At 69.9% G+C, this 23,208-nt stretch carries 20 protein-coding genes; 10 read left to right on the plus strand and 10 right to left on the minus strand.

Annotated elements, in window-relative coordinates; genetic code table 11:
- Window positions 1-11: 11 nt before the first annotated feature.
- The 4 genes from CFB81_RS17480 to CFB81_RS17495 all read right to left on the minus strand — a co-directional run bounded on the left by CFB81_RS17480 (window position 12) and on the right by CFB81_RS17495 (window position 4,339).
- Window positions 12-983 (minus strand): ornithine cyclodeaminase family protein, encoded by a 972-nt coding sequence (locus tag CFB81_RS17480; RefSeq protein WP_089435991.1) that lies wholly within the window; start codon window positions 981-983, stop codon window positions 12-14.
- A gap of 108 nt (window positions 984-1,091) precedes the next feature.
- Entirely contained in the window at window positions 1,092-2,222 is a 1,131-nt protein-coding gene (locus tag CFB81_RS17485; protein ID WP_089435992.1) for a DSD1 family PLP-dependent enzyme, read from the minus strand.
- Between the two features lie 129 nt (window positions 2,223-2,351).
- Window positions 2,352-3,311: a LysR family transcriptional regulator gene (locus CFB81_RS17490; protein WP_089435993.1), complete on the minus strand. Its 960-nt coding sequence runs from the start codon at window positions 3,309-3,311 to the stop codon at window positions 2,352-2,354.
- A gap of 113 nt (window positions 3,312-3,424) precedes the next feature.
- Window positions 3,425-4,339 (minus strand): NAD(P)/FAD-dependent oxidoreductase, encoded by a 915-nt coding sequence (locus CFB81_RS17495; RefSeq protein WP_089435994.1) that lies wholly within the window; start codon window positions 4,337-4,339, stop codon window positions 3,425-3,427.
- Between the two features lie 140 nt (window positions 4,340-4,479).
- On the opposite strand from CFB81_RS17495, the gene CFB81_RS17500 reads away from it, so the two are divergent.
- From CFB81_RS17500 to CFB81_RS17515, 4 genes are all read left to right on the plus strand, one after another.
- Window positions 4,480-4,920, plus strand: a complete 441-nt coding sequence (locus CFB81_RS17500) for an Rrf2 family transcriptional regulator (protein WP_069618911.1) — start codon at window positions 4,480-4,482, stop codon at window positions 4,918-4,920.
- A gap of 261 nt (window positions 4,921-5,181) precedes the next feature.
- The gene (locus tag CFB81_RS17505; RefSeq protein WP_069618910.1) at window positions 5,182-5,766 is read left to right on the plus strand and encodes a DUF2760 domain-containing protein; all 585 of its coding nucleotides are present in this window, start codon (window positions 5,182-5,184) and stop codon (window positions 5,764-5,766) included.
- On the plus strand, window positions 5,763-7,604 hold the full coding sequence (locus CFB81_RS17510; protein WP_089435995.1) for an Hsp70 family protein: 1,842 nt from the start codon (window positions 5,763-5,765) through the stop codon (window positions 7,602-7,604). The genes CFB81_RS17505 and CFB81_RS17510 overlap by 4 nt, the downstream gene beginning before the upstream one ends.
- 5 nt (window positions 7,605-7,609) lie before the next feature.
- Entirely contained in the window at window positions 7,610-10,378 is a 2,769-nt protein-coding gene (locus CFB81_RS17515) for an Hsp70 family protein (protein ID WP_089435996.1), read from the plus strand.
- A gap of 257 nt (window positions 10,379-10,635) precedes the next feature.
- Here the strand turns inward: CFB81_RS17515 and CFB81_RS17520 are convergent, their stop codons facing one another.
- From CFB81_RS17520 to CFB81_RS17535, 4 genes are read right to left on the minus strand one after another with little or no spacing between them, the layout of a single operon-like run.
- A complete protein-coding gene (locus CFB81_RS17520) occupies window positions 10,636-11,232 on the minus strand; it encodes a peroxidase-related enzyme (RefSeq protein WP_089435997.1) in 597 nt (198 codons plus the stop codon).
- Entirely contained in the window at window positions 11,229-11,759 is a 531-nt protein-coding gene (locus CFB81_RS17525; protein ID WP_089435998.1) for a CMD domain-containing protein, read from the minus strand. Before CFB81_RS17525 ends, CFB81_RS17520 begins: the two co-directional genes overlap by 4 nt.
- Window positions 11,756-13,216, minus strand: coding sequence for an NAD(P)-binding domain-containing protein (locus CFB81_RS17530; RefSeq protein ID WP_089435999.1), 1,461 nt, complete (start codon window positions 13,214-13,216; stop codon window positions 11,756-11,758). Before CFB81_RS17530 ends, CFB81_RS17525 begins: the two co-directional genes overlap by 4 nt.
- Window positions 13,213-14,226 (minus strand): LysR family transcriptional regulator, encoded by a 1,014-nt coding sequence (locus CFB81_RS17535; protein WP_089436000.1) that lies wholly within the window; start codon window positions 14,224-14,226, stop codon window positions 13,213-13,215. Before CFB81_RS17535 ends, CFB81_RS17530 begins: the two co-directional genes overlap by 4 nt.
- A gap of 355 nt (window positions 14,227-14,581) precedes the next feature.
- Here CFB81_RS17535 and CFB81_RS17540 point away from each other — a divergent pair, with 355 nt between their 5' ends.
- From CFB81_RS17540 to CFB81_RS17560, 5 genes are all read left to right on the plus strand, one after another.
- A complete protein-coding gene (locus CFB81_RS17540) occupies window positions 14,582-15,775 on the plus strand; it encodes an ABC transporter substrate-binding protein (RefSeq protein ID WP_089436001.1) in 1,194 nt (397 codons plus the stop codon).
- Between the two features lie 39 nt (window positions 15,776-15,814).
- Complete coding sequence (locus CFB81_RS17545; RefSeq protein WP_089436002.1) at window positions 15,815-17,626, plus strand: ABC transporter permease; 1,812 nt, start codon at window positions 15,815-15,817, stop codon at window positions 17,624-17,626.
- Window positions 17,627-17,637: 11 nt separating this feature from the next.
- Window positions 17,638-18,495 carry an ABC transporter ATP-binding protein gene (locus CFB81_RS17550; protein WP_089436003.1) on the plus strand — a complete coding sequence of 286 codons (858 nt, stop codon included), beginning with the start codon at window positions 17,638-17,640 and terminating at the stop codon, window positions 18,493-18,495.
- Window positions 18,492-19,256, plus strand: a complete 765-nt coding sequence (locus tag CFB81_RS17555) for an ABC transporter ATP-binding protein (protein ID WP_089436004.1) — start codon at window positions 18,492-18,494, stop codon at window positions 19,254-19,256. The genes CFB81_RS17550 and CFB81_RS17555 overlap by 4 nt, the downstream gene beginning before the upstream one ends.
- An 87-nt stretch (window positions 19,257-19,343) precedes the next feature.
- Window positions 19,344-19,793, plus strand: a complete 450-nt coding sequence (locus tag CFB81_RS17560; RefSeq protein WP_089436005.1) for a hypothetical protein — start codon at window positions 19,344-19,346, stop codon at window positions 19,791-19,793.
- A gap of 56 nt (window positions 19,794-19,849) precedes the next feature.
- Here CFB81_RS17560 and CFB81_RS17565 read toward each other — a convergent pair whose 3' ends face one another.
- Window positions 19,850-21,274 carry a sensor histidine kinase gene (locus CFB81_RS17565; protein WP_089436006.1) on the minus strand — a complete coding sequence of 475 codons (1,425 nt, stop codon included), beginning with the start codon at window positions 21,272-21,274 and terminating at the stop codon, window positions 19,850-19,852.
- Entirely contained in the window at window positions 21,261-21,926 is a 666-nt protein-coding gene (locus CFB81_RS17570) for a response regulator transcription factor (protein ID WP_027782307.1), read from the minus strand. The genes CFB81_RS17565 and CFB81_RS17570 overlap by 14 nt, the downstream gene beginning before the upstream one ends.
- 237 nt (window positions 21,927-22,163) lie before the next feature.
- Here CFB81_RS17570 and CFB81_RS17575 point away from each other — a divergent pair, with 237 nt between their 5' ends.
- The gene (locus tag CFB81_RS17575) at window positions 22,164-23,189 is read left to right on the plus strand and encodes an ABC transporter substrate-binding protein (RefSeq protein WP_089437045.1); all 1,026 of its coding nucleotides are present in this window, start codon (window positions 22,164-22,166) and stop codon (window positions 23,187-23,189) included.
- The last annotated feature ends 19 nt before the right edge of the window (window positions 23,190-23,208 follow it).

Here is a 23,208-nt window from a genome sequence, read left to right on the forward strand (position 1 = left end):
GGGAAGTCGTTTTACCAGGGCCACGGAACGGAGGCCCCGGTGCCGTTGTCGAGCGCGTGTCGATACAGAAAGCGCGCGACGGTCAGGTCCTGCAGCGCGAGCCCCGTCATGTCGAAGACGGTAATCTCGTGCGCGGCACGGTTGACCGATGCCGCACCCGCGAGGATGTCACCGATTTCCGTGCGCGGCAAATCCGGCGCCCACTGGCACTCGCCGATGCTGCGCGCCTGATCGTGATCGTCGACGACGATGCGCGCGCGTGCCAGCACGCCGGCCGGAAGTTCGCGCTTGCCGGCGGTATCGGCGCCCACGCACGTCAGGTGGGTGCCGGGTTGCACGGCATCCGCGTCGAACAACGCGCCGCCGCCCGGCGTGGCGGTGATCACCACGTCGCTATGGGCGACCGCGTCGTTGCGGTCGCGCGCCACGCCGATCGTGCACCGGTCGGCGAAGCGCGATTCGAACGCCGGGTCCGGCTCGCCGCTGACGGTCACGTACTGCACCGTGCATCGCCGCGGCAGCAGCGCGAGCGCGTAGTCGAGCTGCACGCGCGCCTGCACGCCAGTGCCGAACACGCAGAGCCGCGTGCTGTCGCGGCGCGCGAACTGTTGCAGCCCGAGGCCGCCCGCGGCGCCGGTTCGCGCGGTGGTGATCGCGTTGCCGTCCATGATGCACAGCGGCCGGCCCGTCGCCGGATCGAACAATGCGACGGTGGCCTGATGCGGCTCGCCGCCGCGCGCCCGGTTGCCGGGCCAGAACCCGGCGGCCTTGAAGCCGAGCAAGTCCTGAGCGGCGACGTCGCCTGACTTGATGCCGAACACGCCGCCGGTGTGCAGTTTCTCGCGCACGACCGGGAATACGCGTCCGGCCCTTTGACTGTGCAGCACGAAGGCTTCGCGGACAGCCGCCATCACTTGCCCGGCCTGCAGGGCGGGCTCGATGGCATCGCGGTCGAGGAGAAGGAGGCGGGCGTCGGTCGGCATGGTCGAGGGCGCCTGGTCGGCACGAGACGAAATCGGATGTTTAAAGTTTGTCCAAATATAGACAAATAGTCAATGCGCAAAGGATGCAGGATGGAAGCGGGATCTCGCTCACCAACCGTAGAAGCGTGGCCACATCTGCGCGGCGCCGTCATCGCCGACGGCCTGGTATTCGGGATGTTGCGCGCCGGTCGCACACGCGTGATTCGGCAGGATGCGCAGCCGCGTGCCGATCGGAAACCGCTGCGCGATGTCCGTATCCGGCGTGCCTGCTCGCGACACGATCCCGTGCTCCTGGTTGGCGGCGCTCATCAGGTAGCCGCCGAGTACGTCGCCGGCGTCGGTACAGACCTGTCCGTAGCCGAAATCGCGCGCCTGCCGCTGCGTGCCGCGGTCGCGGCTCATCGCCATCCAGCCGGCGTCGACGATCGCCCAGCCTTTTTCTTCCTGATGGCCGATGACGGTGGTCAGCACCGACAGCGCGATGTCGGAGAGGTCGCACACGCCGATGTTATGCATCACGAGGTCGAACATCACGTACACGCCGGCGCGCACTTCGGTCACGCCGTCGAGCCGTTCCGCCGCCAGCGCGGTGGGCGTCGACCCGATACTCACGACCGGGCAGGGCAACCCGGCGGCCCTGAGGCGCTCCGCGGCCCGCACGGTGCGGCTGCGCTCCTGTTCGGCAATCGCGACGAGTGCCGCGTGCGTGTCGTATTCGTAGCTGGAGCCCGCGTGAGCGAGCACGCCGCCGAGCAGCATGCCGCCGTCGGTCAGCGCGCGGCCGACGTCGATCAGCAGCTCGGCTTCGGGCGGGATGCCCGAGCGGTGGCCGTCGACGTCGACTTCGATCCACACGTCGAAACGTTCGCCGTGCTCGCGCCCGAAGGCCGCGATCGCGTGCGCGGCCGGCAGGCTGTCGGCGACGATCTTCAGGTCGCAGCCTTGCCGGCGCAGCGCGAGCGCCTGGCCGAGCTTCGCGGGCACCATGCCGACCGCGTAGACGATGTCGTGGATGCCGTCCGCGAAGAACTGCTCGGCTTCCTTGAGCGTCGATACCGTGATGCCCTGCGCGCCGGCCGCGATCTGCGCGTCGACGACGTGCCGGCATTTGGTGGTCTTGACGTGCGGCCGGAACCGCACGCCGAGCGCGTCCAGATGCGCTTGCATGCGCGCGATGTTGCGCTGCATGCGGCCGACATCGATCAAGGCGGCCGGGGTGTTGAGGGTGTGAAGGTCCACGATGCGTCCGATTGCGGGGTTGCCGATGCGGACACTGTAGGGCAGTCGGCGCGCAGCGTGTTTAATGCGGAACTAATCTGCCATTAAGCAAAATTTAATCGGCCGAGTCTCGCGGAGCGTGGCCTCGGCTCACGCGTTGGCGCGCCACGGCGGCGGATCGAGAAACTGCCGCGCGGCGTCGAGAAACACCCGCTGCCGCGCGGAGCGGCCGGTACGCGACGGCAACAGCGCCGTTACCGGCGCGGGCGGCAGGCTCCAGCCGGGCAGCAACCGCACGAGCTTGCCGTTCGCGAGCAGCGGCGCGACGTCCCACTCGGAACGCTCGACGATGCCGAGCCCGGCCAGCGCCCATTCGGTGATGACGGTGCCGTCGTTGGACGACAGCGCGCCGGCGACGCGGATGACGGTAGCCCGCCGCGATTCGCCCTTGACGCCGCGACCGGGCGAGAAGCGCCAGCGCGGGATGTCTTCGTCGTTCTCACGCAGGCACAGGCAGTCGTAGCGCGTCAGGTCGGACGGATGGTTCAGGTCCTTGAGGCGGCGCGCGTAGCCGGGGCTCGCACACAGGAAGCGCTCGTTGGGCGCGAGCGGATAGCCGATCCACGAAGACGACCTGAGGCTGCCGACATGGACGACCACGTCGGCCCCCGATGCGCTGGTCAACGGGCTTTCCGACAGGTGGAGCGAGATTTCGAGCTTCGGATGCGCACGCTGCACGTCGCGCACGATCCGCGCGACGTACTTGCGGCCGAAGCCGAGCGGGGCGACGACGCGCAGCGTGCCCTGCACGTCGCCGTGGTCGCCCGCGATGCTGACCGGCAGCGCCTCCACGCGCTCGAGAATGCCGACGGCTTCCTGGCACAGCCGCTGCCCTTCGTCGGTCAGCGCAATGCCTTTCGGCTGCCGCACGGCGAGCCGCGCGTTCAGGCGCGCCTCCATCCGTTGCAGGCGGATCGTGACCGCGGGCGGCGTGAGGTCGAGCAGCCGGGCTGCCGCGGCCAGCGAGCGCGACGTGCCGATCGCGCGGACGAGTCGAAGGTCGTCGAGGTCGAGCATTTCATGGCTCTTAATGCGGAGGGTATCGAGCATTAAACCGCAGATCGCGCGGCGAAGCCATCGACGTGGCGCGGGGCGGCCGCGATGAGGACGGCCGCAACGCGCCCGGCGCCGTCGCCCGATGTGACGCGTCGCTTCCCGCCCGCCTACGCATCCAATCCGAAAATCAGCGATCGATGTGCGCCCACGCCAGCCGCCACCCCCGATGCCGATGCGAACGTCGCATTGGTCATCAGGCTCGACGCATCGCCGGCCGCATATACGCCCGCGACGCTCGTCCGCTTCCACGCATCGACGCGAATCGCGGCGCCGAGCGGCCCTTCGTCGAACGCGCAGCCGAGCTGCTGCGCGAGGTCGCTCGCCATGCCGGTGCGCGCGCCGACGAACAACGCGTCGATCGGCACGACCCGCCCGTCGGCGAGCCGCAGCGCGTCGATACGCGGCGCGTCGCCGAGAATCTCGACGACCGGCGAGCGTTCGATCCGCACGCCGCGGGCAGCGAGCAACGCGGCTTCTTCTTCGTTCGCTTCGACCACGCGCTGCGTGAACCACGTCGTCGGGCCCCAGTCCGGAATCAGGATCGCCTGATGGACCGACAGCGGATGCGTGGCGAGCACGCCGAGCCGCTGGCCGCTCACTTCATATCCATGGCAGTACGGACAATGCAGCACGCTGATGCCCCATCGTTCGGCGAGCCCCGGCAGCGCGGGCAGTTCGTCGCGGATGCCGGTCGCGAGAATCAGCCGGTCGGCGCTCGCGCGGCTGCCGTCGGCGAGCGTCACGTGAAAGCGTCCGTTCGCGTCGCGCTCTGCGCTGCGCGCGTCGCCGTCGATGCGCTGCACGGTCGGATATGCGGCAAGCTGCGCGCTCGCTTCGGCGACGATCTGGGCAGGCGGCTTGCCGTCCTGTCCGAAGAAGCCGTGCGCATGCTGGGCAAAGCGGTTGCGCGGCCGGCCGGCGTCGATCACGAGCACGCGGCGGCGTGCGCGTGCCAGCTGCATCGCGGCCGACAGCCCGGCAAAGCTGCCACCGATCACGATCACTTCATGATGGGTATTCATACATCCCCTCCTTTCCGAACCTGCATGACGGACAGACGTGCTCCGATGGCGGCCAACTCATGAAACACGAGAGGTTGCATGATAGGGCGATGGTATCATTCATGCAACTTCAGAAGTTTCGAGAGAGGGGAGTCCCGCCCGTGAGAACCGACAGTCGTTTGTCGCGCATGCTGCATGCGCTGATCCACATGGACCAGGCCGACGGCCCGCTGACGTCGGAGACGATCGCGACGATGCTGGGCACGAACCCGGTCGTCGTGCGGCGCCTGCTCGGCGGATTGCGCGATTGCGGCTACGTGCAGTCGGAAAAGGGGCACGGCGGCGGCTGGGCGCTGAGCGTCGCGCTCGACGACATCACGCTGCTCGACGTCTATCGCGCGGTGGGCGAGCCGCCGCTGTTTTCCGACCTGGTGTCCGAGGACGCGCCCGAATGCCTGGTCGAACAGGCGGTCAACGCGCATCTGTCGGCGGCGCTGAAGGACGCCGAAGCAGCGCTGCTCGCGCGTTTCGGCGAAGTCACGCTCGGCATGCTGTCGCACGATTTCGAAGCGAAGGCGGCGCGGCTGCGCAAGCCTCGCTGACGCAGCGCAGCACGCCCGCAGTACGCACATAACGCACGCTTCGACGCGCGCCGGCGCGATCGAAACCGTCGCGCCGCCACGTTCTGTCCCCCAACTTCTGCCCGGTTCGCCCGCCACAGGGCAAAATACGGGTTTTCCGCACCCGCGAGGGCGCGTTCGAATCACGCGCCGGGCGGCGGCAGTGCGCATGCCGCACGCCGCCACCCGGCGCCCAGGCAAGAAACGCTCGCCCTGCCGCGAGCCCACAGGAGTCCAGACCCCATGCCCGAATCCAACCTGTCCTTCTTCGGCCGGCTGTCGCTGGCCGTCGGCACGTTCTTCTCCGTGCTCGGCAACCGCGAGTTCGCGGCCGGCGTGCTGCGCGTGCGCGATGGCGCCCCGGCACCGGTCGCGCCGGTCCCGACGCCGGCTGCCGCGCCCGTCGCACCCGCGCCGGTGAAGGCGCCAGCGCCCGAGCTGCGCGAAGCGAGCCCGCAGGCGGCGCTGCAACTGCTCGGCCTGCTGCAACGCGATGCGCGCTTCATCGATTTCGTCGAGGAAGACATCGCCGGCTACGCGGACGCCGACATCGGCGCGGCCGCGCGCCTCGTGCACGACGGCTGCCGCGCCGCGCTGCGCGAACACTTCACGATCGTGCCGGTGCGCGACGAAGCCGAAGGCAGCCGCGTGACGTTGCCGGCCGGCTTCGACGCGACGGCCGTGCGCGTGACGGGCAACGTGGTCGGCTCCGCGCCGTTCACGGGCACCGTCAGCCATCGCGGCTGGCGTGTTTCCGACGTGCGCCTGCCGAAGCTGACGGGCAGCCACGACGCATCGGTCATCGCACCGGCGGAGGTGGAACTGTGAGCGATCCGCGCTATTCGATCGGTATCGATCTCGGGACGACTCATTGCGCGCTGTCGTACGTCGACAGCAGCACGAGCGACGGCGAAAAGATCGTGCAGCAGGTGCTGCCGATCGCGCAGCTGACCGCACCGGGCGCGCTGGAATCGCGCGACCTGCTGCCGTCGTTCCTCTACCTGCCGCATGAAAGCGAGTTGACGCAGGGCGACCTGACGCTGCCGTGGACGGCCTCGCGCGCGTTCGCGGTCGGCGAGATGGCGCGCACGCGCGGCGCCGGCACGCCGATCCGCCTCGTGTCGAGCGCGAAGAGCTGGCTGTGCCACCCGGGCGTCGATCGTCGCGCGGCGATCCTGCCGAGCGATGCGCCGCCGGAAGTGGCGCGCGTGTCGCCGCTGGAAAGCTCGATCCGCTATCTCACGCACCTGCGCGAAGCATGGGACCACGCGCATCCGGACGCGCCGTTCGCCGACCAGGACGTGACGGTCACGATCCCCGCGTCGTTCGATCCGGCCGCGCGCGAACTGACGGCCGAGGCCGCGCGCGCCGCCGGCTATTCGCGGATGACGCTGCTCGAGGAACCGCAAGCGGCGCTCTACAGCTGGATTCAGAAGAGCGAAGGCGGCTGGCGCAAGCAGGTGCAGGTCGGCGACCTGATCCTGTGCGTCGACGTCGGCGGCGGCACGACCGACCTGTCGCTGATCGCGGTGGTCGAGCGCGACGGCAATCTCGAACTGCATCGCGTGGCGGTGGGCGAGCACATCCTGCTCGGCGGCGACAACATGGACCTCGCGCTCGCGCACGTGGTCGCACGCAAGCTCGCGCAGCAGGGCACGCAGGCCGATCCGTGGCAACTGCGCGCGCTGACCTACGCGTGCCGCTCGGCGAAGGAAACGCTGCTGTCCGACCCGACGACCGACGCGGTGCCGCTCGTCGTGCCGAGCCGCGGCTCGAAGCTGATCGGCGGGTCGATCCGCACCGAACTCACGCGCGCGGAACTGACGCAGACGATCCTCGAAGGCTTCTTCCCGCAAGTCGATGCGGCCGCGCGCCCGGTGAGCCGCGCGCGCGTCGGCCTGACGCAGCTCGGCCTGCCGTATGCGCAGGACGCCGGCATCACACGCCATCTGGCGGCGTTTCTCGGCCGCCAGGTCGCGGCGCTCGACACGCTCGAAGGCGTGCAGCGCACGCTGCCGCAAGGCGCGACGTTCCTGCATCCGACCGCCGTGCTGTTCAACGGCGGCGTGTTCAAGTCGACGCTGCTCACGCAGCGCGTGCTCGACACGCTCAACGGCTGGCTCGCCGCCGAAGGCGCGCCGCCCGCGCGCCTGCTCGAAGGCGCGGATCTCGATCTCGCGGTCGCGCGCGGCGCGGCGTACTACGGCTACGTGAAGCGCGGCCGCGGCGTGCGCATTCGCGGCGGCACGGCGCGCGCGTACTACGTCGCGATCGAATCGGCGATGCCCGCGGTGCCGGGGCTGGAGCCGCCGGTGCAGGCGCTGTGCGTCGCGCCGTTCGGGATGGAGGAAGGCTCGGACGCGGCGTTGCCGCCGCAGGAGTTCGGCCTCGTCGTCGGCGAACCGGTGCAGTTCCGCTTCTTCGGGTCGTCGGTGCGCCGTCAGGACCAGGTCGGCACGCTGCTCGACTACTGGTCGGCGGAAGAGCTGCAGGAGCTCGAGGAAATCCAGGCAACGCTGCCCGCCGAAGGGCGCACCGTCGGCGAAGTCGTGCCGGTTAAGCTGCATGCGCGCGTGACCGAAGCCGGCACGCTCGAACTCGAGGCGATCCCGAGCGGCACGAACGAGCGCTGGAAGGTCGAGTTCGACGTGCGCGGCGCCGCCTGAGCGCGATGAAGCGTTATACGGTCGGCATCGACCTCGGCACGAGCAATACGGTCGTCGCGTACGTCGAGGCCGGTTCCGACGCGATCCGCGTGTTCGACGTCGAGCAACTGGTCGGCCCCGGCGCGGTGGCCGCGCAGCCGCTGCTGCCGTCGGTGCGCTATCACCCGGCGGCGGGCGAGCTGCCGCCGGACGCGCTGCGGCTGCCGTGGGCGGCCGATCCGAAGGCCAACACGAAGGCGAATGCGCAATCGGCCAAGACCGATGCACCGCCGGCCGTGATCGGCCGCTACGCGCGCACGCTCGGCGCGCAGGTGCCGGGCCGGCTCGTGTCGAGCGCGAAGAGCTGGCTGTCGCACGCGTCGGTCGACCGGCTCGCGGCGATCCTGCCGTGGGGCGCGGCCGACGGCGTCGACAAGGTATCGCCGGTCGATGCGAGCGCGAGCTATCTCGCGCATGTGCGCGACGCGTGGGACGCGCGCTTTCCCGATGCGCCGCTCGCGCAGCAGGACGTGATCCTGACGGTGCCCGCGTCGTTCGACGACGGCGCGCGCGCGTTGACCGTCGAGGCCGCGCGACGCGCGAAACTGCCGGCGCTGCGGTTGCTCGAAGAACCGCAGGCCGCGTTCTACGACTGGCTGTACGGCCAGCGCGCGACGTTGCGCGACACGTTCGCCGCGCCGCGGCGCGTGCTGATCTGCGACGTCGGCGGCGGCACGACCGACCTCACGCTCGTCGACGTCGCGCCGGGCGACGACGGCGAGCCGACCTTTACGCGCGTCGGCGTCGGCAACCATCTGATGCTCGGCGGCGACAACATGGACCTCGCGCTCGCGCGCCTGGTCGAATCGCGACTGACCGAGCCCGGCACGCGGCTGTCGGCCGCGAGCCTGTCGCAGCTCGTCGAGCGCTGCCGCGCGGCGAAGGAGCGGCTGCTCGGCGACGACGCGCCGGCGTCCGTCACCGTCACGCTGCTCGGCGCGGGCAGCAAGCTCGTCGGCGGCGCGCGCTCGGCCGAGCTGACGCGGCAGGAAGTCGAGCAGGTCGTCGTCGACGGGTTCTTTCCGCAGGTCGAGGCCTGCGAATTGCCACGCCGTGCGCGCGCGGCAATCGTCGAATTCGGCTTGCCGTATGCGAGCGACCCGGCCGTCACGCGCCACGTCGCCGCGTTCCTGAACCGTCATGCGCAAGGCCCGCTGCCCGACACGCTGCTGCTCAACGGCGGCGTGTTCCGCGCGGGCGCGCTCGCCGGCCGTCTCGCGCAGACGCTCGGTGCGTGGCGCGGCGCCCCGCTCGACGTGCTGCACAACGCGCATCCGGACGTGGCCGTCGCGCGTGGCGCGGTGGCCTATGGGCTCGCGCGTGCCGGCCATGCGCCGCGCATCGGCGGCGGCTCCGCGCGCAGCTATTTCCTCGTGCTCGACGATGGCGCCGAGGGGGCTGCCGCACGCGGCGTCTGCCTGCTGCCGCGCGGCGCGGAAGAAGGCCGCGAGATCCGGCTCGACGATCGCACGTTCGCGCTGCAGCTCGGGCAGCCGGTGCGTTTTCACCTCGTGTCGACGGTGGCCGACACGAAGTACCGGCCCGGCGATCTCGTCGATCTCGACGGCGGCGATTTCGTGCGGCTGCCGCCGATCGCGACGGTCGTCGACGCGAAGGCGGGCGGCGACGCGCGCGAAACGCCGGTGAAGCTCACCGCGTCGCTGACCGAGGTCGGCACGCTCGAAATGCATTGCATCGCGACCGACGATGCGGCGCGCCGCTGGCGGCTCGAGTTCCAGTTGCGCGGCGATGCGCCGGTTCACGGCGACGATGCCTCGCCCAGCCGGCATCCGCGGCTCGACCAGGCGATCGAGCTGATCGAGCGCTCGTTCGGCAGCAAGGCCGCGGGCGTCACGCCGAAGGAGACGCGCCGGTTGCGCGCGCAACTCGAACAGGTACTCGGCGCGCGCGAAGACTGGGACGTCGCGCTCGCGCGCGAACTGTTCGACGCATTGCTCGCGCGGGCGCGGCGGCGCCGCCGCTCGGCCGATCACGAGCGCGCGTGGCTGAATCTCGCCGGGTATTGCCTGCGTCCGGGTTTCGGCCATCCGCTCGACGCATGGCGGATCGAGCAGCTGTGGCCGCTGTTCGACGACGGCATTCAATACGTGACCGACGCGCAGGTGTGGTCCGAGTGGTGGACGCTGTGGCGGCGCGTGGCCGGCGGCCTCGACGACGATGCGCAGACGCAGGTGCGCGACGCGATCGCGTTCCTCGAACCGTCCGACGACAAGCGGCGCAAGCTGCCGTTCGATCCGGCCAAGGTCGGGCCGGCCGACATGACGCGGTTGTCCGCGTCGCTCGAGCGGCTGCCTGTCGAGCGCAAGGTCGAGCTGGCCGAGCGCCTGATCGTGCAATTGCAGAAGCCGGCCGAACGTGCGTTGTGCGCGTGGGCGCTCGGGCGGATCGGTGCGCGCCGGCCGTTCTATGGCAGCGCGCATAGCGTCGTGCCGGCGGAAATCGTCATCGGCTGGCTCGACGCGTTGTTCGCGCTCGACTGGAAACAGGTGGAGCCGGCTGCGTTCGCGGCTGCACAGATTGCGCGGATGACGGGTGATCGCTCACGCGATCTGCCGGACGACACGCGCGAGGCGGTCATCAAGCGCCTGTCGGCCGCGAGCGCATCCGCGGCGTGGATCGACAGGGTCCGTGAAGCGGTCGCGTTCGACGAAGCCGATACGGTGCGCGTGTTCGGCGAAACGCTGCCGGCCGGGTTGAAGCTGTTGGGCGATTGAGAGCGGTCCGGGCGGCTTCGATCTCGTTCGCGGATCGAAGCGTCCGGTCTCGGTCGCGGTCGCGCCGCTCATCGCACGACGTCGAAGCCGGTTTCATTCGGGCGTGCGACACCACGTCGCGACGCTTTTCCGCTGATCCGATTTCTGCGCCATCGCGCACGGTTGCCGAACGGGGATCGCCAATACCGGGACGAGCATCTCGTTGTCGACGCACAAGGCGTGACGCGGGCAGGGACGTGCCACGTCCCTGCGTGCGGTCAGGCGCTGGCCGCCGGCGCCGGAAACGCCGGCTCGCCGAGCGTCAGCATCAGCCGGTTCGCCCACGCGAAGATCGCGATGGCGTGCGACAGGTCGAGGATTTCCTCGTGCGTGAGCCCTTCGGCTTCGAGCGCGGCGATGTCGCTTTCATCGATCGCGTCGGGGCGTTCGGTCAACCCGATCGCATAGCGGACGATCGCGCGTTCGCGCGCCGTCGTGCCGGCCGTCGCCGGATCGTCGAACACCTGCTCGATCGCATCGGTGCGTTTCGCGAGCTGCGTAAAGCGCTGCGCGTGCACCGACGCGCAGTACACGCAGCCGTTCACGCGCGACACGGCCGTGCTCGCCAGTTCGCGCTCGGCGCGCGACAGCCCGCCGGGGCCGTACATGATCGCGTTGAACACGCCCGAGCGCTGCAGCAGGATCTCGGGCAGATGGACGAGCAGCAGGTAATAATCGGACGTTTTCGCTTGCGGGTGGCTCGCTTCGAGCACCGCGAGCTGCTCGGGCGTCGCTGAGTCGAGCGGGACCGTGTCGAGCCACGCGCGCCAGCCGAGCGTATCGAACGTGAAGCCGTGGGCGGTAGTCGTCGTCATGCGGCCTCCTTGGCGGCACGTGCCTGAAGTGCGTGCGCGGCGGCGGCGACGCGCAACTGATACGCGACGAACGAGACGAGCTGCGACAGCGCGACGATCGCGGGCGTCGTGAGTCCGGCCGATTTCAATGCGTCGAGATCGGCCGCGCGTGCGTCGACCGCGGCGTGCGTCAGGCGCTTCGCATGCAGCAGGATCGCGCCGAGGCGGCGAGGCAGCGCATCGAACGCGTCGGCATCGGCGCGTTCGATGTCGTCGAGCGTGCCGCCTGCGTCGAGCAGTCGCGTGCGATAGATGTCGGCCAGCGCGTGCGCATTCGACTGCCGTGCGACATACCGTGCCGCATGCAGCCGCTCGACCGGCGAAAGATCGGGCAGGGAGGGATCGAACAGCGCGGCTTCGCTCAGTTGCGTATGCAGCAGCACCTTGCCGCGTGCGCGGCGCAGCGTGGCGACGGCGTCGCCTTCCCGCAGGCCGGCCGCCGCATCGATCGTATCCGGCACGGCGGCCGGCGTGATGGAGTCAGTCATCGTTTCGGTTTTCCTTCGTCGTCAAAGTGACCGATGGTGCCGGCATCGCGCCATTCATCGCCTTGCAGTTCGGCATTCGCGTAGGCGACGAGCGCGTCGTAGTGGCGGTCGCGATCGGCGTCGAACAGCCGGCTCGCAATGCCGCGCGCGAGCCGCTGCGCGCCCGCGCTGATGGCCGGAATGTCGCCGGACAGCCTGCCGTGGCTCAGGCTCGCCGCATGATTGAAGCAATGGATGCGCGTGACGGCCGGGCACGCACCGCGCTCGCGCTCCTGAAACGCGAACGCGGGCCCGAGATCGGGCGACTCGGCGAGCTCGTCGAGCCCCAGCGCCGGGTCCGGTCGATAGCGATCCTTCCAGCGCCGCACGTGCGCGCCGAACGACGCGAATTCGTCGCGCGTCGTCCAGTCCGAATGAAAGCCCGTCGCGAAGATCAGGAAGTCGACCGTGTAGCGGCCGCGCGGCGTCGTCACGTCGAGGCCGTCCGCGTGGTCGGCGAGCGTCTCGATCGGGCTGCCCGCATGGAAATGCGCATGATCGTGACGCGAGACGCGCAGCACGCTGTCGCGCGGCGGCGGCGTCTGCGACGTCAGCGCGTAGTGCATGAAGCGCCACTTCGTCGCGTCGTCGAGATCGGCGTAGCCGTGCACGAGGCCCGGGCTGCCAATGCCGGTCAGCTTGTTGATGCGCGGAATGTCCGCGCGGCGGAAGAACAGGTCGACGCGCGCGGCGCCCGCTTCGAGCGCGGTCCCCGCGTTGTCGAACGCGGACGCGCCCGCGCCGACCACGCCGACGCGCTTGCCCGCGAGCGCGGCGAAATCGATCGGCTCCGACGAATGGGCCCAGCGCGTGCGCGGCGCGCGTTGCGCGACGGGCGGCACGGACGGGCCACCGAGGCCGTCGCGGCCGGTCGCGAGCACGACGTGCCGCGCGAGCAGCGTGTCTCCTTCGCCGTTTGCGCGGATATCGAGCGCGAGCAGGCCGTCCTCACGTGGACGCAGCGCGACGAGCGTCGTGTCGTTGCGCACCTGCAGGTCGAGCACGCGCCGATACCAGCGCAGGTAGTCCATCCATTGCGGGCGCGGGATCTTGTACAGCGCATCCCACGCGTCGCGGCCGTATTGCGCTTCGAACCACGCGCGGAACGTCAGCGCGGGCAGGCCGAGCGCGGGGCCCGCGAGCTGCTTCGGCGAACGCAGCGTCTCCATCCGCGCGAACGTGACCCACGGGCCTTCGTAGCCGGCCGGCGCGCGGTCGATCACGCACTGGTTGTCGATGCCGAGCAGGCGCAGTTCGGCGGATGCCGCGAGCCCGGCCATGCCGCCGCCGACGATCGCGACGTCGAGCACGCGCGCGCCGTCCACTTCACGTGGCGGCACCCACGACGGCGCGGGCAGGTCGAGCCAGCGCAGGTCCTGCGCGAGCCGTGCTTCGAGTGCGTCGAGCTGGGTCGTCATGCGACCTCCGGCCGTGTGCGGCGTGCACGGGTCGGTCGAGGCGGGCGCGCCGTGCGGGCGGTGCGCAGCCGGTCGCCGCGCAGCAGCGCATCGTGCGCGGCGGCGTCGTGAAAAATCACGTCGTCGAGCAGCGCGCGCGTCGTGCGGCGCAGCGCGTCGAGCAGCGCATCGACGGCCGCCGAGCGCGCCTTGCCGGCCGGCGTCGCGACGCCGAACGCGAACGGGATGTCGACGTCGAGCGGGCGTGCGACGACGCCGTCCACCGGCAGCGCGACGCCGGTAGCCGGATCGACGATGCCGATCCCGATGCCCGCGCGCGCGGCCATCACCGCATTCAGCGACGCATTGGTTTCGATGAACACGCGCGCCTCGACACGCGCGGCCGCGAATGCCGCGTCGATCCGCTGGCGCAGCCGGTGCCGGTTCGCGACCGTCACGATGCGGCGCCGCGCGAGGTCGCGCAGCGCGATGCGCGATTTCGCGGCGAGCGGATCGCCGGCTGGCAGCACGGCGACGCACGGCGTCTGCGCGATCCAGTGCACGTCGAGCCCGGCATGCGCCATCGGCAGCGTGACGACGCCGACATCGGCCGTGCCGGCCAGCACCTCGTGCACGACATGCTCGGCCGACTCGCTGCGCAACTGGTAGTGCGGCGCATGCGCGTCGTCGGGCAGCGCGGCGAGCGCGGCCGGCACGAGCGTGGCCGCGAGCGACGGCGTGGCCGCGATGCGCACGGGTTCGGCGGTTTCGTCGCCGAGCGCGCGGGCCCGCGCCTCGATCGCGCGCAAGCCGACCAGCGAGCGTTCGACTTCCTCGTACAGCAGGAACGCGCGCCGCGTCGGCGTGACGCGCGGGCCGTGCCGGTCGAACAGCGCGTAGCCGAGATCGGCTTCGAGTTCCTGGATCTGCCGCGTGACGGCCGGCTGCGAGCGACCGAGCAGTTCGCCCGCGCCGGTGACGCTGCCGGCCGACATGACCGCGGAAAAGGCTTCGAGTTGATGCAACTCCATGACGCGTTCCGATGATGCGATTTTCGCATTGTAGGAGCGTGATCATGCACGATTCATATAATGATTTTTGCTATCGACAGCGGGAAAACTGCGAAGCAGGCGAGCGTCGCGGCGGCCGGCCATGCGCGCATGCGCGCCGGCTGCGCGGGGTGACGAGAACGAAACGCCAATCGAATCAATGCGATGCGATGCATGCCGGCATGTCGATCGAGGCAGCGGGCGGCCAAGATCGATCATGAGCGTCATCCGCTTCGCGCCGCAGGCGATATCGATATGCGCAAAACTTCGTTGGATCGTCCCGAACCCGATGGTTACATGCCCTCACTCTTTTCGATTGACGGAAGCTGGGGGACGCATGAACGTTTCGGGGAACGACGCACGCGGCGCATGGCGGCGCGTGCTGGGCACGGTGGCGGCGCTCGCTGCCGCATGGGGCTTGTCGACGGGCGGCGCGCTCGCGGCCGGCGTGTCGGGCGAGCCGGTGGTGATCGGCGTGAGCGGGCCGCTCACGGGCCAGGACGCGCAATACGGCGAGCAGTGGAAGCGCGGCTTCGATCTGGCGCTCGACGAGATCAACGGCAGCGGCGGCATTCACGGCCGGCCGCTCGCGATCGACTTCCAGGACAGCCGCAGCGACCCGCGCCAGGCGGTGGCGATCGCGCAGAAGTTCGTCGCCGATCCGCGCATCGCGATCGAGCTCGGCGACTTCTCGAGCGCGACGTCGATGGCCGCGTCGCCGATCTACCAGCGCGGGCAACTGATCCAGTTCGGCTTCACGAATTCGCATCCGGATTTCACGAAGGGCGGCGACTATCTGTGGAGCACCGCGCTGAGCCAGGCGGAGGAACAGCCGCTGCTCGCGCGCTATGCGGTGAAGGAACTCGGCTTCAAGCGGATCGCGGTGCTGTACCTGAACACGGACTGGGGCCGCACCAGCAAGGACATCTTCGCGAAGGCGGTGACGGGGCTTGGCGCGCAGGTCGTCGCGGCCGAAGGCTACCAGCCGGCGGAGAAGGATTTCCGCTCGACACTCGTGCGCATCGGCGAATCGAAGCCCGATTCGATCGTGCTGATTTCGTACTACGCGGACGGCGCGCAGATCGTGCGCCAGGCGCGCACGTCCGGCGTCACGCTGCCGATCGCGGCGGTGGGCTCCGTGTATTCGCCGAAGTTCCTCGAACTGGGCGGCACGGCTGTCGACGGTGTCTATACGGAATCGAACTTCTTCCCGGCCGAACCGCGCCCCGAGGTGCAGGCGTTCGTGCAGCGCTATCGCGCGAAATTCCACGCCGATCCCGATTCATTCGTCGCGCGCGCGTACGACGCGCTGATCCTGTCGGCCGAAGTGCTGCGCCGCTACGGCACGACGCGCCAGGCCGCGCACGACGGCTTCGCGAAGATCAGCGACGTGCCGAGCGTGATCTTCGGCAAGGTGCGCTTCGATCCGCAGACGCGCCGCGTCGCGGGCGCGCGCACCGTGTATCTGGTCGTGAAGCACGGGCAGTGGGCGCTGTGGGACGGCGCGAAGCCGCAGCTCGCGGCGCGCTGACCCCGACATGAACCGCCTGCACCTGACGGACGCATCGTAATGGCTTCCTGGCTCGACTACACGCTCAACGGCCTCATCGTCGGCAACATCTACGCGCTGCTCGCGGTCGGGCTCGCGCTGATCTTCGGCGTGTCGCACCTGATCAACTTCGCGCACGGTTCGGTGTACATGGTCGGCGCGTTCATCGGCTGGCTGTGCCTGACGCGCTTCGGACTGCCGCTGCCGGTCGCGCTCGCGGCGGTCGTCGTCGGTTGCGGCGCGCTCGGCATCGCGATCGAACGGATCGGGCTGCGGCCGCTGCGCCATGCCGCGCGCATCGCGCCGCTGCTCGCGACGATCGGCATCAGCTTCATCCTCGACCAGCTCGCGCAGCTTGCGTTCGGCGCGGACCCGCGCGCGGTTCCGACGCCGCTGCCCGACTGGCACGTGCGGATCGCCGGCGCGACGCTCGGCTCGCTCGACCTGCTGATCGCGGGCATCGGCATCGCGGCGGCCGCGCTGCTGTACGGCTTCCTGCGCTTCACGCGGCTCGGCTGGGCCGTGCGCGCGACCGCGCAGGATCGCGACGCCGCGTTGCAGATGGGCGTCGACGTCGATCGCGTGAACCAGACCGTGTTCGCGATCGCGTGCGCGCTCGGCGGCGTGAGCGGGCTGCTGGTCGGCATGTACTACAACAGCATCGATCCGGCGATGGGCTTCCAGGCGACGCTGAAGGGCGTCGTCGCGCTGCTGATCGGCGGGCTCGGCAACGTGCCGGGCGCGATCGCGGGCAGCCTGCTGCTCGGTCTCGTCGAAAGCTACGGCGTCGCGCTGTTCGGCACCAGCTATCGCGACCTGTTCGCGTTCGGACTGCTGATCGTGTTCCTCGTGTGGCGGCCGAACGGCTTGTTCAGCGCGAACCGCGCGCTGCCGCCCGAGCCGATGACGGGCACCTTCCTCGCCGCCGCGAAAGCAGTGCGCGTGCCGCGGCCGGTGCTCGTCGCGCTGATCGCGGCGGCGGCCGTGCTGCCGTGGCTCGGTGCATCGCCTTATGTGCTGCAGACGCTGACCAACGAGTGGCTGTACGGGCTGCTTGCGCTGAGCCTCACGCTCGTCGCGGGCACGGTCGGGCAGATCTCGCTCGGCCATGCGGCGCTGCTCGTGATCGGCGCGTATGCGTCGGCGCTGCTGTCGTCGGATCTCGGCTGGTCGCCGGCCGTGACGATTCCGTGCGCGGGCGCGATCACGGCCGTGCTCGGCACGTTGCTCGTCTATCCGGCGTTCCGGCTGCGCGGGCACTACGTGTCGATCGCGACGCTCGGCATCGGCGAAGTGGTGAGCCTCGTTATCCTGAACTGGGACGGCCTGACGCGCGGCCCGCTCGGCATCACCGGCATCGCGCCGCTGCCGTGGGCGACGACCGCGCGCGCCGCGTACTGGTTCACGTTCGCGGTGCTCGTCGTGTTCGCGCTCGTGCAGGTGAGGCTGCTGCGCTCGCATCTGGGCCGCACGCTGCGCGCGGTGCGCGAGGACGACGTCGCCGCGCGGGCGCACGGCATCGCGCCGAACCGCTACAAGGCGATCGCGTTCGCGGTCGGCGGCGTCGCGGCGGGCGTGAGCGGTGGGATCGCCGCGCATCTGTACAGCTACATCAATCACCAGACCTTCGATTCGCAGGTGTCGATCCTCGCGCTGACGATGGTGATCCTCGGCGGGCTCGGCAACGTGCTCGGCGGCATCGTCGGCGCGATCGCGCTGATCGGGCTGCCCGAGCTGTTCCGCTGGGCGGCCGACTACCGGATGCTGATCTACGGCCTCGTGCTGCTGCTGCTCGTCCGGTTCCGGCCGCAGGGCCTGCTCGGCACGGTGTGAGGAGGAATGCGATGACGACCACTCGACCCCTGCTCGACGTGCGGGGTTTGACGCGCCGCTTCGACGGCGTGACCGCGCTCGACGGCGCGAACCTGACGCTGGCGGACGGCGAACTGCTGAGCGTGATCGGCCCGAACGGCGCGGGCAAGTCGACGCTGTTCAACCTGATCGCGGGCGCCGACCGGCCCGACGCCGGCCGCGTGACGTTCGACGGCCGCGACATCACGGGCACCGCGCCCGAGCGGCTCGCGGCGCTCGGCATCGCGCGCACGTTTCAGCACGGCCGCGTGTTCGGCAACCTGAGCGTGCTCGACAACGTGCTGATCGGCGCGCACGCGCGGCTGCGTGCGGCGCGGCCCGGCTGGCCGGCGCTCGGCGCGGCCGCCGAAGTGCTGCGCGCGCTGGTGCGGCCCGCGTCGGTGCGGCGCGAGGAAGCGGCATTGCGTGAAGAGGCGCGCGCAATCGTCGCCGGGTTCGGCGAACGGCTCACGCCGCGCATCGATCATCCGGCGCACAGCCTGTCGTATGCGAACCGGCGGCGCGTGGAGATCGGCCGCGCGCTCGCGCTGCATCCGCGCCTGCTGCTGCTCGACGAGCCGACGGCCGGGATGAACGAGACGGAGACGGCCGAGGTGCTTCAGCTGATCCAGTCGCTGAAAGCGCGCGGGCTGACGATCCTGCTGATCGAGCACAAGCTCGAACTCGTGATGCGCGTGTCGGACCGCGTGATGGTGCTCGACAACGGCGTGAAGATCGCCGAAGGCGCGCCGCGCGACGTGCGGCACGATCCGCGCGTGATCGAAGCCTATCTCGGCCGCCGCCACGCTGGCGGCACACCGGCCGAGCGCACCGCGCAGGCGGCCGCATGACCGTGCAATCTTCCGTGCCTGATACGACCATGACCGACGCGCTGCTGAAACTCGAACATCTCGACACGTTCTACGGACCGGTGCAGGTGCATTTCGACGTGAATTTCGAAGTCGGCCGCGGGCAGATCGTCAGCCTGCTCGGCGGCAACGCGAGCGGCAAGTCGACGACGATGAAGCTGATTCTCGGACTGATGCGCCCGCGCCGCGGCGTCGTGCGTTTCGACGGCGACGACGTGACGGCGCTCGCGACGCCGCAGCGCGTGCGGCGCGGGATCGCGGCCGTGCCCGAGGCGCGGCGGCTGTTCGGCGACATGAGCGTGCGCGAGAACCTGCTGATGGGCGCATACACGCGTGGCGATCGTGCGGCGGTGGCCGACGACTACGAGCGTGTGCTCGATCTGTTTCCGCGTGTGCGTGAACGATTGACGCAACGCGCGGGCACGCTGTCGGGCGGCGAGCAGCAGATGCTCGCGATGGCGCGCGCGTTGATGGCGCGGCCGAAACTGATCTGCATGGACGAGCCGACGATGGGGCTGTCGCCGCTCTACGTCGACAAGGTGCTGGAGCTGATCGACGCGATCAACAAGCAAGGCGTGACGGTGTTCATGGTCGAGCAGAACGCGAGCCTCGCGCTTGAGATCGCGCACTACGGGTATGTGCTGCAGACGGGGCGCGTCGTGCTGGAAGGGCCCGCGAAAACGCTGCTCGACGACGAACGCGTGCGCGATGCGTATCTCGGTGGGGAGGCGGTGGCGGCGTAGGCGGTGCAAGCAGGTGCTGCCAGCCGTCGTCAAATGTGGAGTAGATTGGCGTTCTGTCGCGATCGACACCACGGAGAGCACCGCGCCATGTTGACCTATTCCATCCAGAAAGTCGGCTACGATTTCAATCAGCTCGATCAGCAGGGCGCGACCGACTACGCGTCGTTCGTTCATGCGATCGATGCGTTCCCTTGGGCGGCCCAGCACGTCGAATGGAACGAGACGCAGGACGGCCCGCTGCCGGCGCTCGTGCTGCAGCATGCCGACGATCAGCGTGAGCTGTGGGTGACTGCGTTGACGGATGCGCATTCGAACGGCTTCCAGCTGAATGCGGTGTCCATGCGGATGAAGAAGGGGCTCTTCGGCATCGGCAAGGGCAAGCTGGAGCAGCACGTCGACACGATCGACGTGAGAACGCGCGTCGACGTCGATGCGTTGTGCCGGTTGTTCTGCGACCGCCAGTATGACGAGCTGGATCAACGGGTTGCGCGACACGCGCAACGCCACGCCGACGACGATCGGGGCAGCGACGACTGAACGCGCGCCACCCGGTGGCGTTCGATCGGGCGTGCCTGCGCTGGATTCGCGGTTGCCTAAGCGTCGCTTGCGGCGGGCGTCGTCGCCGCGCGCGGAAACGTCAGCACCACCGCGAACCCGCCCGCATCGGGAAACGCGAACCCGACGCGCCCGCCGTGCGCCTTCATCACTTCCTGCACGATCGCGAGCCCGAGCCCGGACCCCGTACGTCGCTCGCTGCCGTCCGGCGCGATCCGCACGAACGGCTGCAACGCCGCGTCCCAATGCTCGCGCGGTATCCCGCGCCCGTTGTCGGTGACGGTCAGCGTCACCGCTTGATCCGCGTTGCCCATGGTCGCAACCGCCACGACGATGTCGTCCGCATGGCCGTGCAGCAGCGCGTTGTGCAGCACGTTCGACAGCGCTTCCTGCAGACTGATCGCATCGCCGTCGATCCATGCGTGCGGCGCGTCGCTCGCGAACGCGACGGCCACGTCGCGCTCGCCGGCGAGCGGAATCGTGCGGCCCAGGACCTCTTTCGCGAGCGCGACGAGTTCGACCGGTTGCAGCGGCACGGCCTCGGTGCGATGAATCACCATCGCATGATTGAGCAACTGGCCGGTGAGCCGGCCGACGTCCGACGAGGTCGCGCGTAGCGCATCGAGCCGCGCCGCGTGACGCGCGGGATCGGATTCGCCGTCGAGCAGCTCGATCTGCGCATCGAGTCGCGCGAGCGGCGTGCGCATCTGGTGCGCGGCGTCGGCGATGAAGCGCTGCATCGCGTTGATCCGCTCGGCGAGGCGGTGCATCAGGCCATTGATCGAGCCGATGATCGCGTCGATTTCGCTCGGCGTATCGACGGCCACCGGCCGCAGGTCGGCCGGGTCGCGCGCGGCGATGATCGTGCCGATCTGCGCGAGCGGGCGCAGCCCGCGCCGGATCGCGAGGCCGCTCGCGCCGATCGCGAGCACGCTCATCAACAGGATCAGCGTCCACACCTTGATGCTCATGTCGTTCGTCAGCTGCTGACGCGCGTTGGTTGTCTGCGCAACCGTCACGCGCGCCCAGCCCGGCGTGCTTTCCTCGGGCATGTAGCGCGCGATCGTCGCGGTGCGCACCCGGTGCCCCTGGTAGACGGCATTCGCGAACGCGGGCCCCTGTTTCGCGGCGGCGAGCGTCGCGAGGCTCGCGAGATCGTGATAGCCGGCCACGACCACGCCGCGCGAATCGACCACCTTGTAGTAGACGAGGTCGTAGCGCGACAGCGTCGACAACGCAGCCACCGGCGGATTCAGCGCGAGCACGCCGCCTTGCACGTAGAGGTTTTCCGCGACCTGGATCGACGCGCCGGCGAGCAGCTGATCGTATGCGCGTTCGGCCGCGACGCCCGCGTAGTAGCGCGCGATCGCGGCCAGCGCGAGCGCGCCGGTCGCGACGACGAGCGCGACGAACAGCAGCGTGCGCCCGAACAGCGTCTTCGGGAACCAGTCAATGCGCGGCAATCTGATACCCCATCCCGCGCGCGGTGCGGATCTCGACCGAGCTGCCCTGCAGCTTCCGGCGCACGCGCGTCACGTATTGCTCGACCGCGTTCGCGGTCGGCTCGTTGCCGAAGCTGAACAATTGATTCAGCAGTTCTTCCTTCGAGAAGATGCGCTGCGGACGGCTCGCGAGGATTTCGAGCAGCGCGAATTCCTGGCGCGACAGCGACAGCGGCTGCCCGTCGAGTTCCGCGAGGCGGCTGCTGCGGTCGATCACGAGGCCGCCGAGCGTCAGCACGTCGTTCGCGTGGCCGCTGTTGCGGCGCAGGAGCGCCTGCACGCGTGCGTCGAGTTCGCGGTAGTCGAACGGCTTCACGAGGTAGTCGTCGGCGCCGAGGCCGAGGCCGCTCACGCGGTCGTCGATCGCCGAGCGCGCGGTGACGAGCAGCACGGGTGTCGTGCTGCCGGACGCGCGCAGGTTGCGCAGTACCGTGAAGCCGTCCATGCCGGGCAGGTTCGCATCGAGCACGACGAGATCGAAGCGCTCGACGCGCAGCAGCCCGTTCGCGGTCGCGCCGTCGGTTTCGAGATCGACGGCGTGGCCGAGCCGCGCCAGGCGGCTGCGGATCGCCGCGCCGATTTCGGCATCGTCTTCCACGACGAGAATGCGCATGGTGCCGTTCGCAGGTAGGTGAGTTAGGGGTTTTCCCGGGGCCGGGATGTCAGCATTTTCTCAGACTCGGCCGATAACCTGTGTCGAGCCGGAAGCGGGATGCAAGGACGGCATTAATACCAGAAATATTCATGGAGACGGCAACATGCAGCATGTCACGGGCACGACGAACGCGCGCCGCGGCGCCACGCCGGCTTGCGCGTGGCCGCCGGCCGTCCGCCGCACGGCGGCGCGCGCATGACCACGCTGCCGCGCCGCCGCGCGTTGATCGCGGCCGGCCTCGGCGTGCTGGGCGTGCTCGGGGCGCCGGCGCTCGTGCGCGCGAAGCCGCGCACGGTGCGGATCTCGAAAGGCTATGGCGTGCTGTACCTGCCCCTGCTCGTGATGGAGAAGCAGCGGCTGTTCGAGCGGCATGCGGCGCGCCGCGGCGTGCGCGACGTCGCGGTCGAATGGGTGCTGCTCGACGGCGGCAATTCCGTCAACGACGCGATGATGGCCGGCACGCTCGATTTCGCGGCCGCCGGCGCGCCGGGTTTCATCGAGCTGTGGGCGCGGGCGCGCGGCATACCGAACGTCGAGGTGATCGGCATCAGCGGGCTGTCGACCACGTCGCTGTCGCTGAACGCGAATCGCGCGGGCCTCGTGTCGCTGCGCGACTTCACGCCGTCCGACCGGATCGCGGTGCCGGGCATCCGCACGTCGCTGTCGGCGGTCGTGCTGCAGATGGTCGCGAGCCGGCAGCTCGGCCCGACGCACTTCGCGCAGCTCGATTCGATCACAGTGAACCTGCCGCATCCGCAGGCGATGCAGGCGCTGATCCGGCGCGAGAGCGGTGTGACCGCGCACTTCACGTCGCCGCCGTTCTCGACGCTCGAATTGCGGCAGCCGGGCATCCATCGCGTGGTGAACTCGGTCGACGTGCTCGGCCCGCTGACGCTCGACGTGGTGTTCGCACCGAAGCGGCTCGTCGATGCGGAGCCGGCGCTCGCCGCCGCGTTTCTCGGCGCGCTCGACGAAGCGAATCGCCTGATCGCGCAGGACCCGCGCGCGGCGGCCGCGCTCTATGCGGCGTCGTCGGGCGTCGGCGTGTCGCACGACGACGTGATGCGGATGCTCGCCGCGCCCGACACGCGTTTCTCGGTGCGGCCGAACCAGCTGATGGACTACGTCGAATTCCTGTCCCTCGCCGGCACGATCAAGGCGAAGCCGCGCACGTGGCACGAGATGTTCGCGCCGATGCTCGACGACTACCGGTCGGGTTGAGCCGCCCGGTCGCGATCCG

Origin of the sequence: Burkholderia sp. AU28863, assembly GCF_002223195.1 — a bacterium.
GTDB classification, from domain to species: domain Bacteria; phylum Pseudomonadota; class Gammaproteobacteria; order Burkholderiales; family Burkholderiaceae; genus Burkholderia; species Burkholderia sola.

Bases quoted from the DNA above. Each gene is read 5' to 3' on its own strand.
- CFB81_RS17490 (WP_089435993.1), bottom strand. From the start codon at position 3,311: ATGCTCGATACCCTCCGCATTAAGAGCCATGAAATGCTCGACCTCGAC.
- CFB81_RS17555 (WP_089436004.1), top strand. From the start codon at position 18,492: ATGACCGTGCAATCTTCCGTGCCTGATACGACCATGACCGACGCGCTG.
- CFB81_RS17525 (WP_089435998.1), bottom strand. From the start codon at position 11,759: ATGACTGACTCCATCACGCCGGCCGCCGTGCCGGATACGATCGATGCG.
- CFB81_RS17530 (WP_089435999.1), bottom strand. From the start codon at position 13,216: ATGACGACCCAGCTCGACGCACTCGAAGCACGGCTCGCGCAGGACCTG.
- CFB81_RS17575 (WP_089437045.1), top strand. From the start codon at position 22,164: ATGACCACGCTGCCGCGCCGCCGCGCGTTGATCGCGGCCGGCCTCGGC.
- CFB81_RS17515 (WP_089435996.1), top strand. From the start codon at position 7,610: ATGAAGCGTTATACGGTCGGCATCGACCTCGGCACGAGCAATACGGTC.
- CFB81_RS17505 (WP_069618910.1), top strand. From the start codon at position 5,182: ATGCCCGAATCCAACCTGTCCTTCTTCGGCCGGCTGTCGCTGGCCGTC.
- CFB81_RS17540 (WP_089436001.1), top strand. From the start codon at position 14,582: ATGAACGTTTCGGGGAACGACGCACGCGGCGCATGGCGGCGCGTGCTG.
- CFB81_RS17535 (WP_089436000.1), bottom strand. From the start codon at position 14,226: ATGGAGTTGCATCAACTCGAAGCCTTTTCCGCGGTCATGTCGGCCGGC.
- CFB81_RS17560 (WP_089436005.1), top strand. From the start codon at position 19,344: ATGTTGACCTATTCCATCCAGAAAGTCGGCTACGATTTCAATCAGCTC.
- CFB81_RS17545 (WP_089436002.1), top strand. From the start codon at position 15,815: ATGGCTTCCTGGCTCGACTACACGCTCAACGGCCTCATCGTCGGCAAC.
- CFB81_RS17570 (WP_027782307.1), bottom strand. From the start codon at position 21,926: ATGCGCATTCTCGTCGTGGAAGACGATGCCGAAATCGGCGCGGCGATC.
- CFB81_RS17550 (WP_089436003.1), top strand. From the start codon at position 17,638: ATGACGACCACTCGACCCCTGCTCGACGTGCGGGGTTTGACGCGCCGC.
- CFB81_RS17480 (WP_089435991.1), bottom strand. From the start codon at position 983: ATGCCGACCGACGCCCGCCTCCTTCTCCTCGACCGCGATGCCATCGAG.
- CFB81_RS17520 (WP_089435997.1), bottom strand. From the start codon at position 11,232: ATGACGACGACTACCGCCCACGGCTTCACGTTCGATACGCTCGGCTGG.
- CFB81_RS17495 (WP_089435994.1), bottom strand. From the start codon at position 4,339: ATGAATACCCATCATGAAGTGATCGTGATCGGTGGCAGCTTTGCCGGG.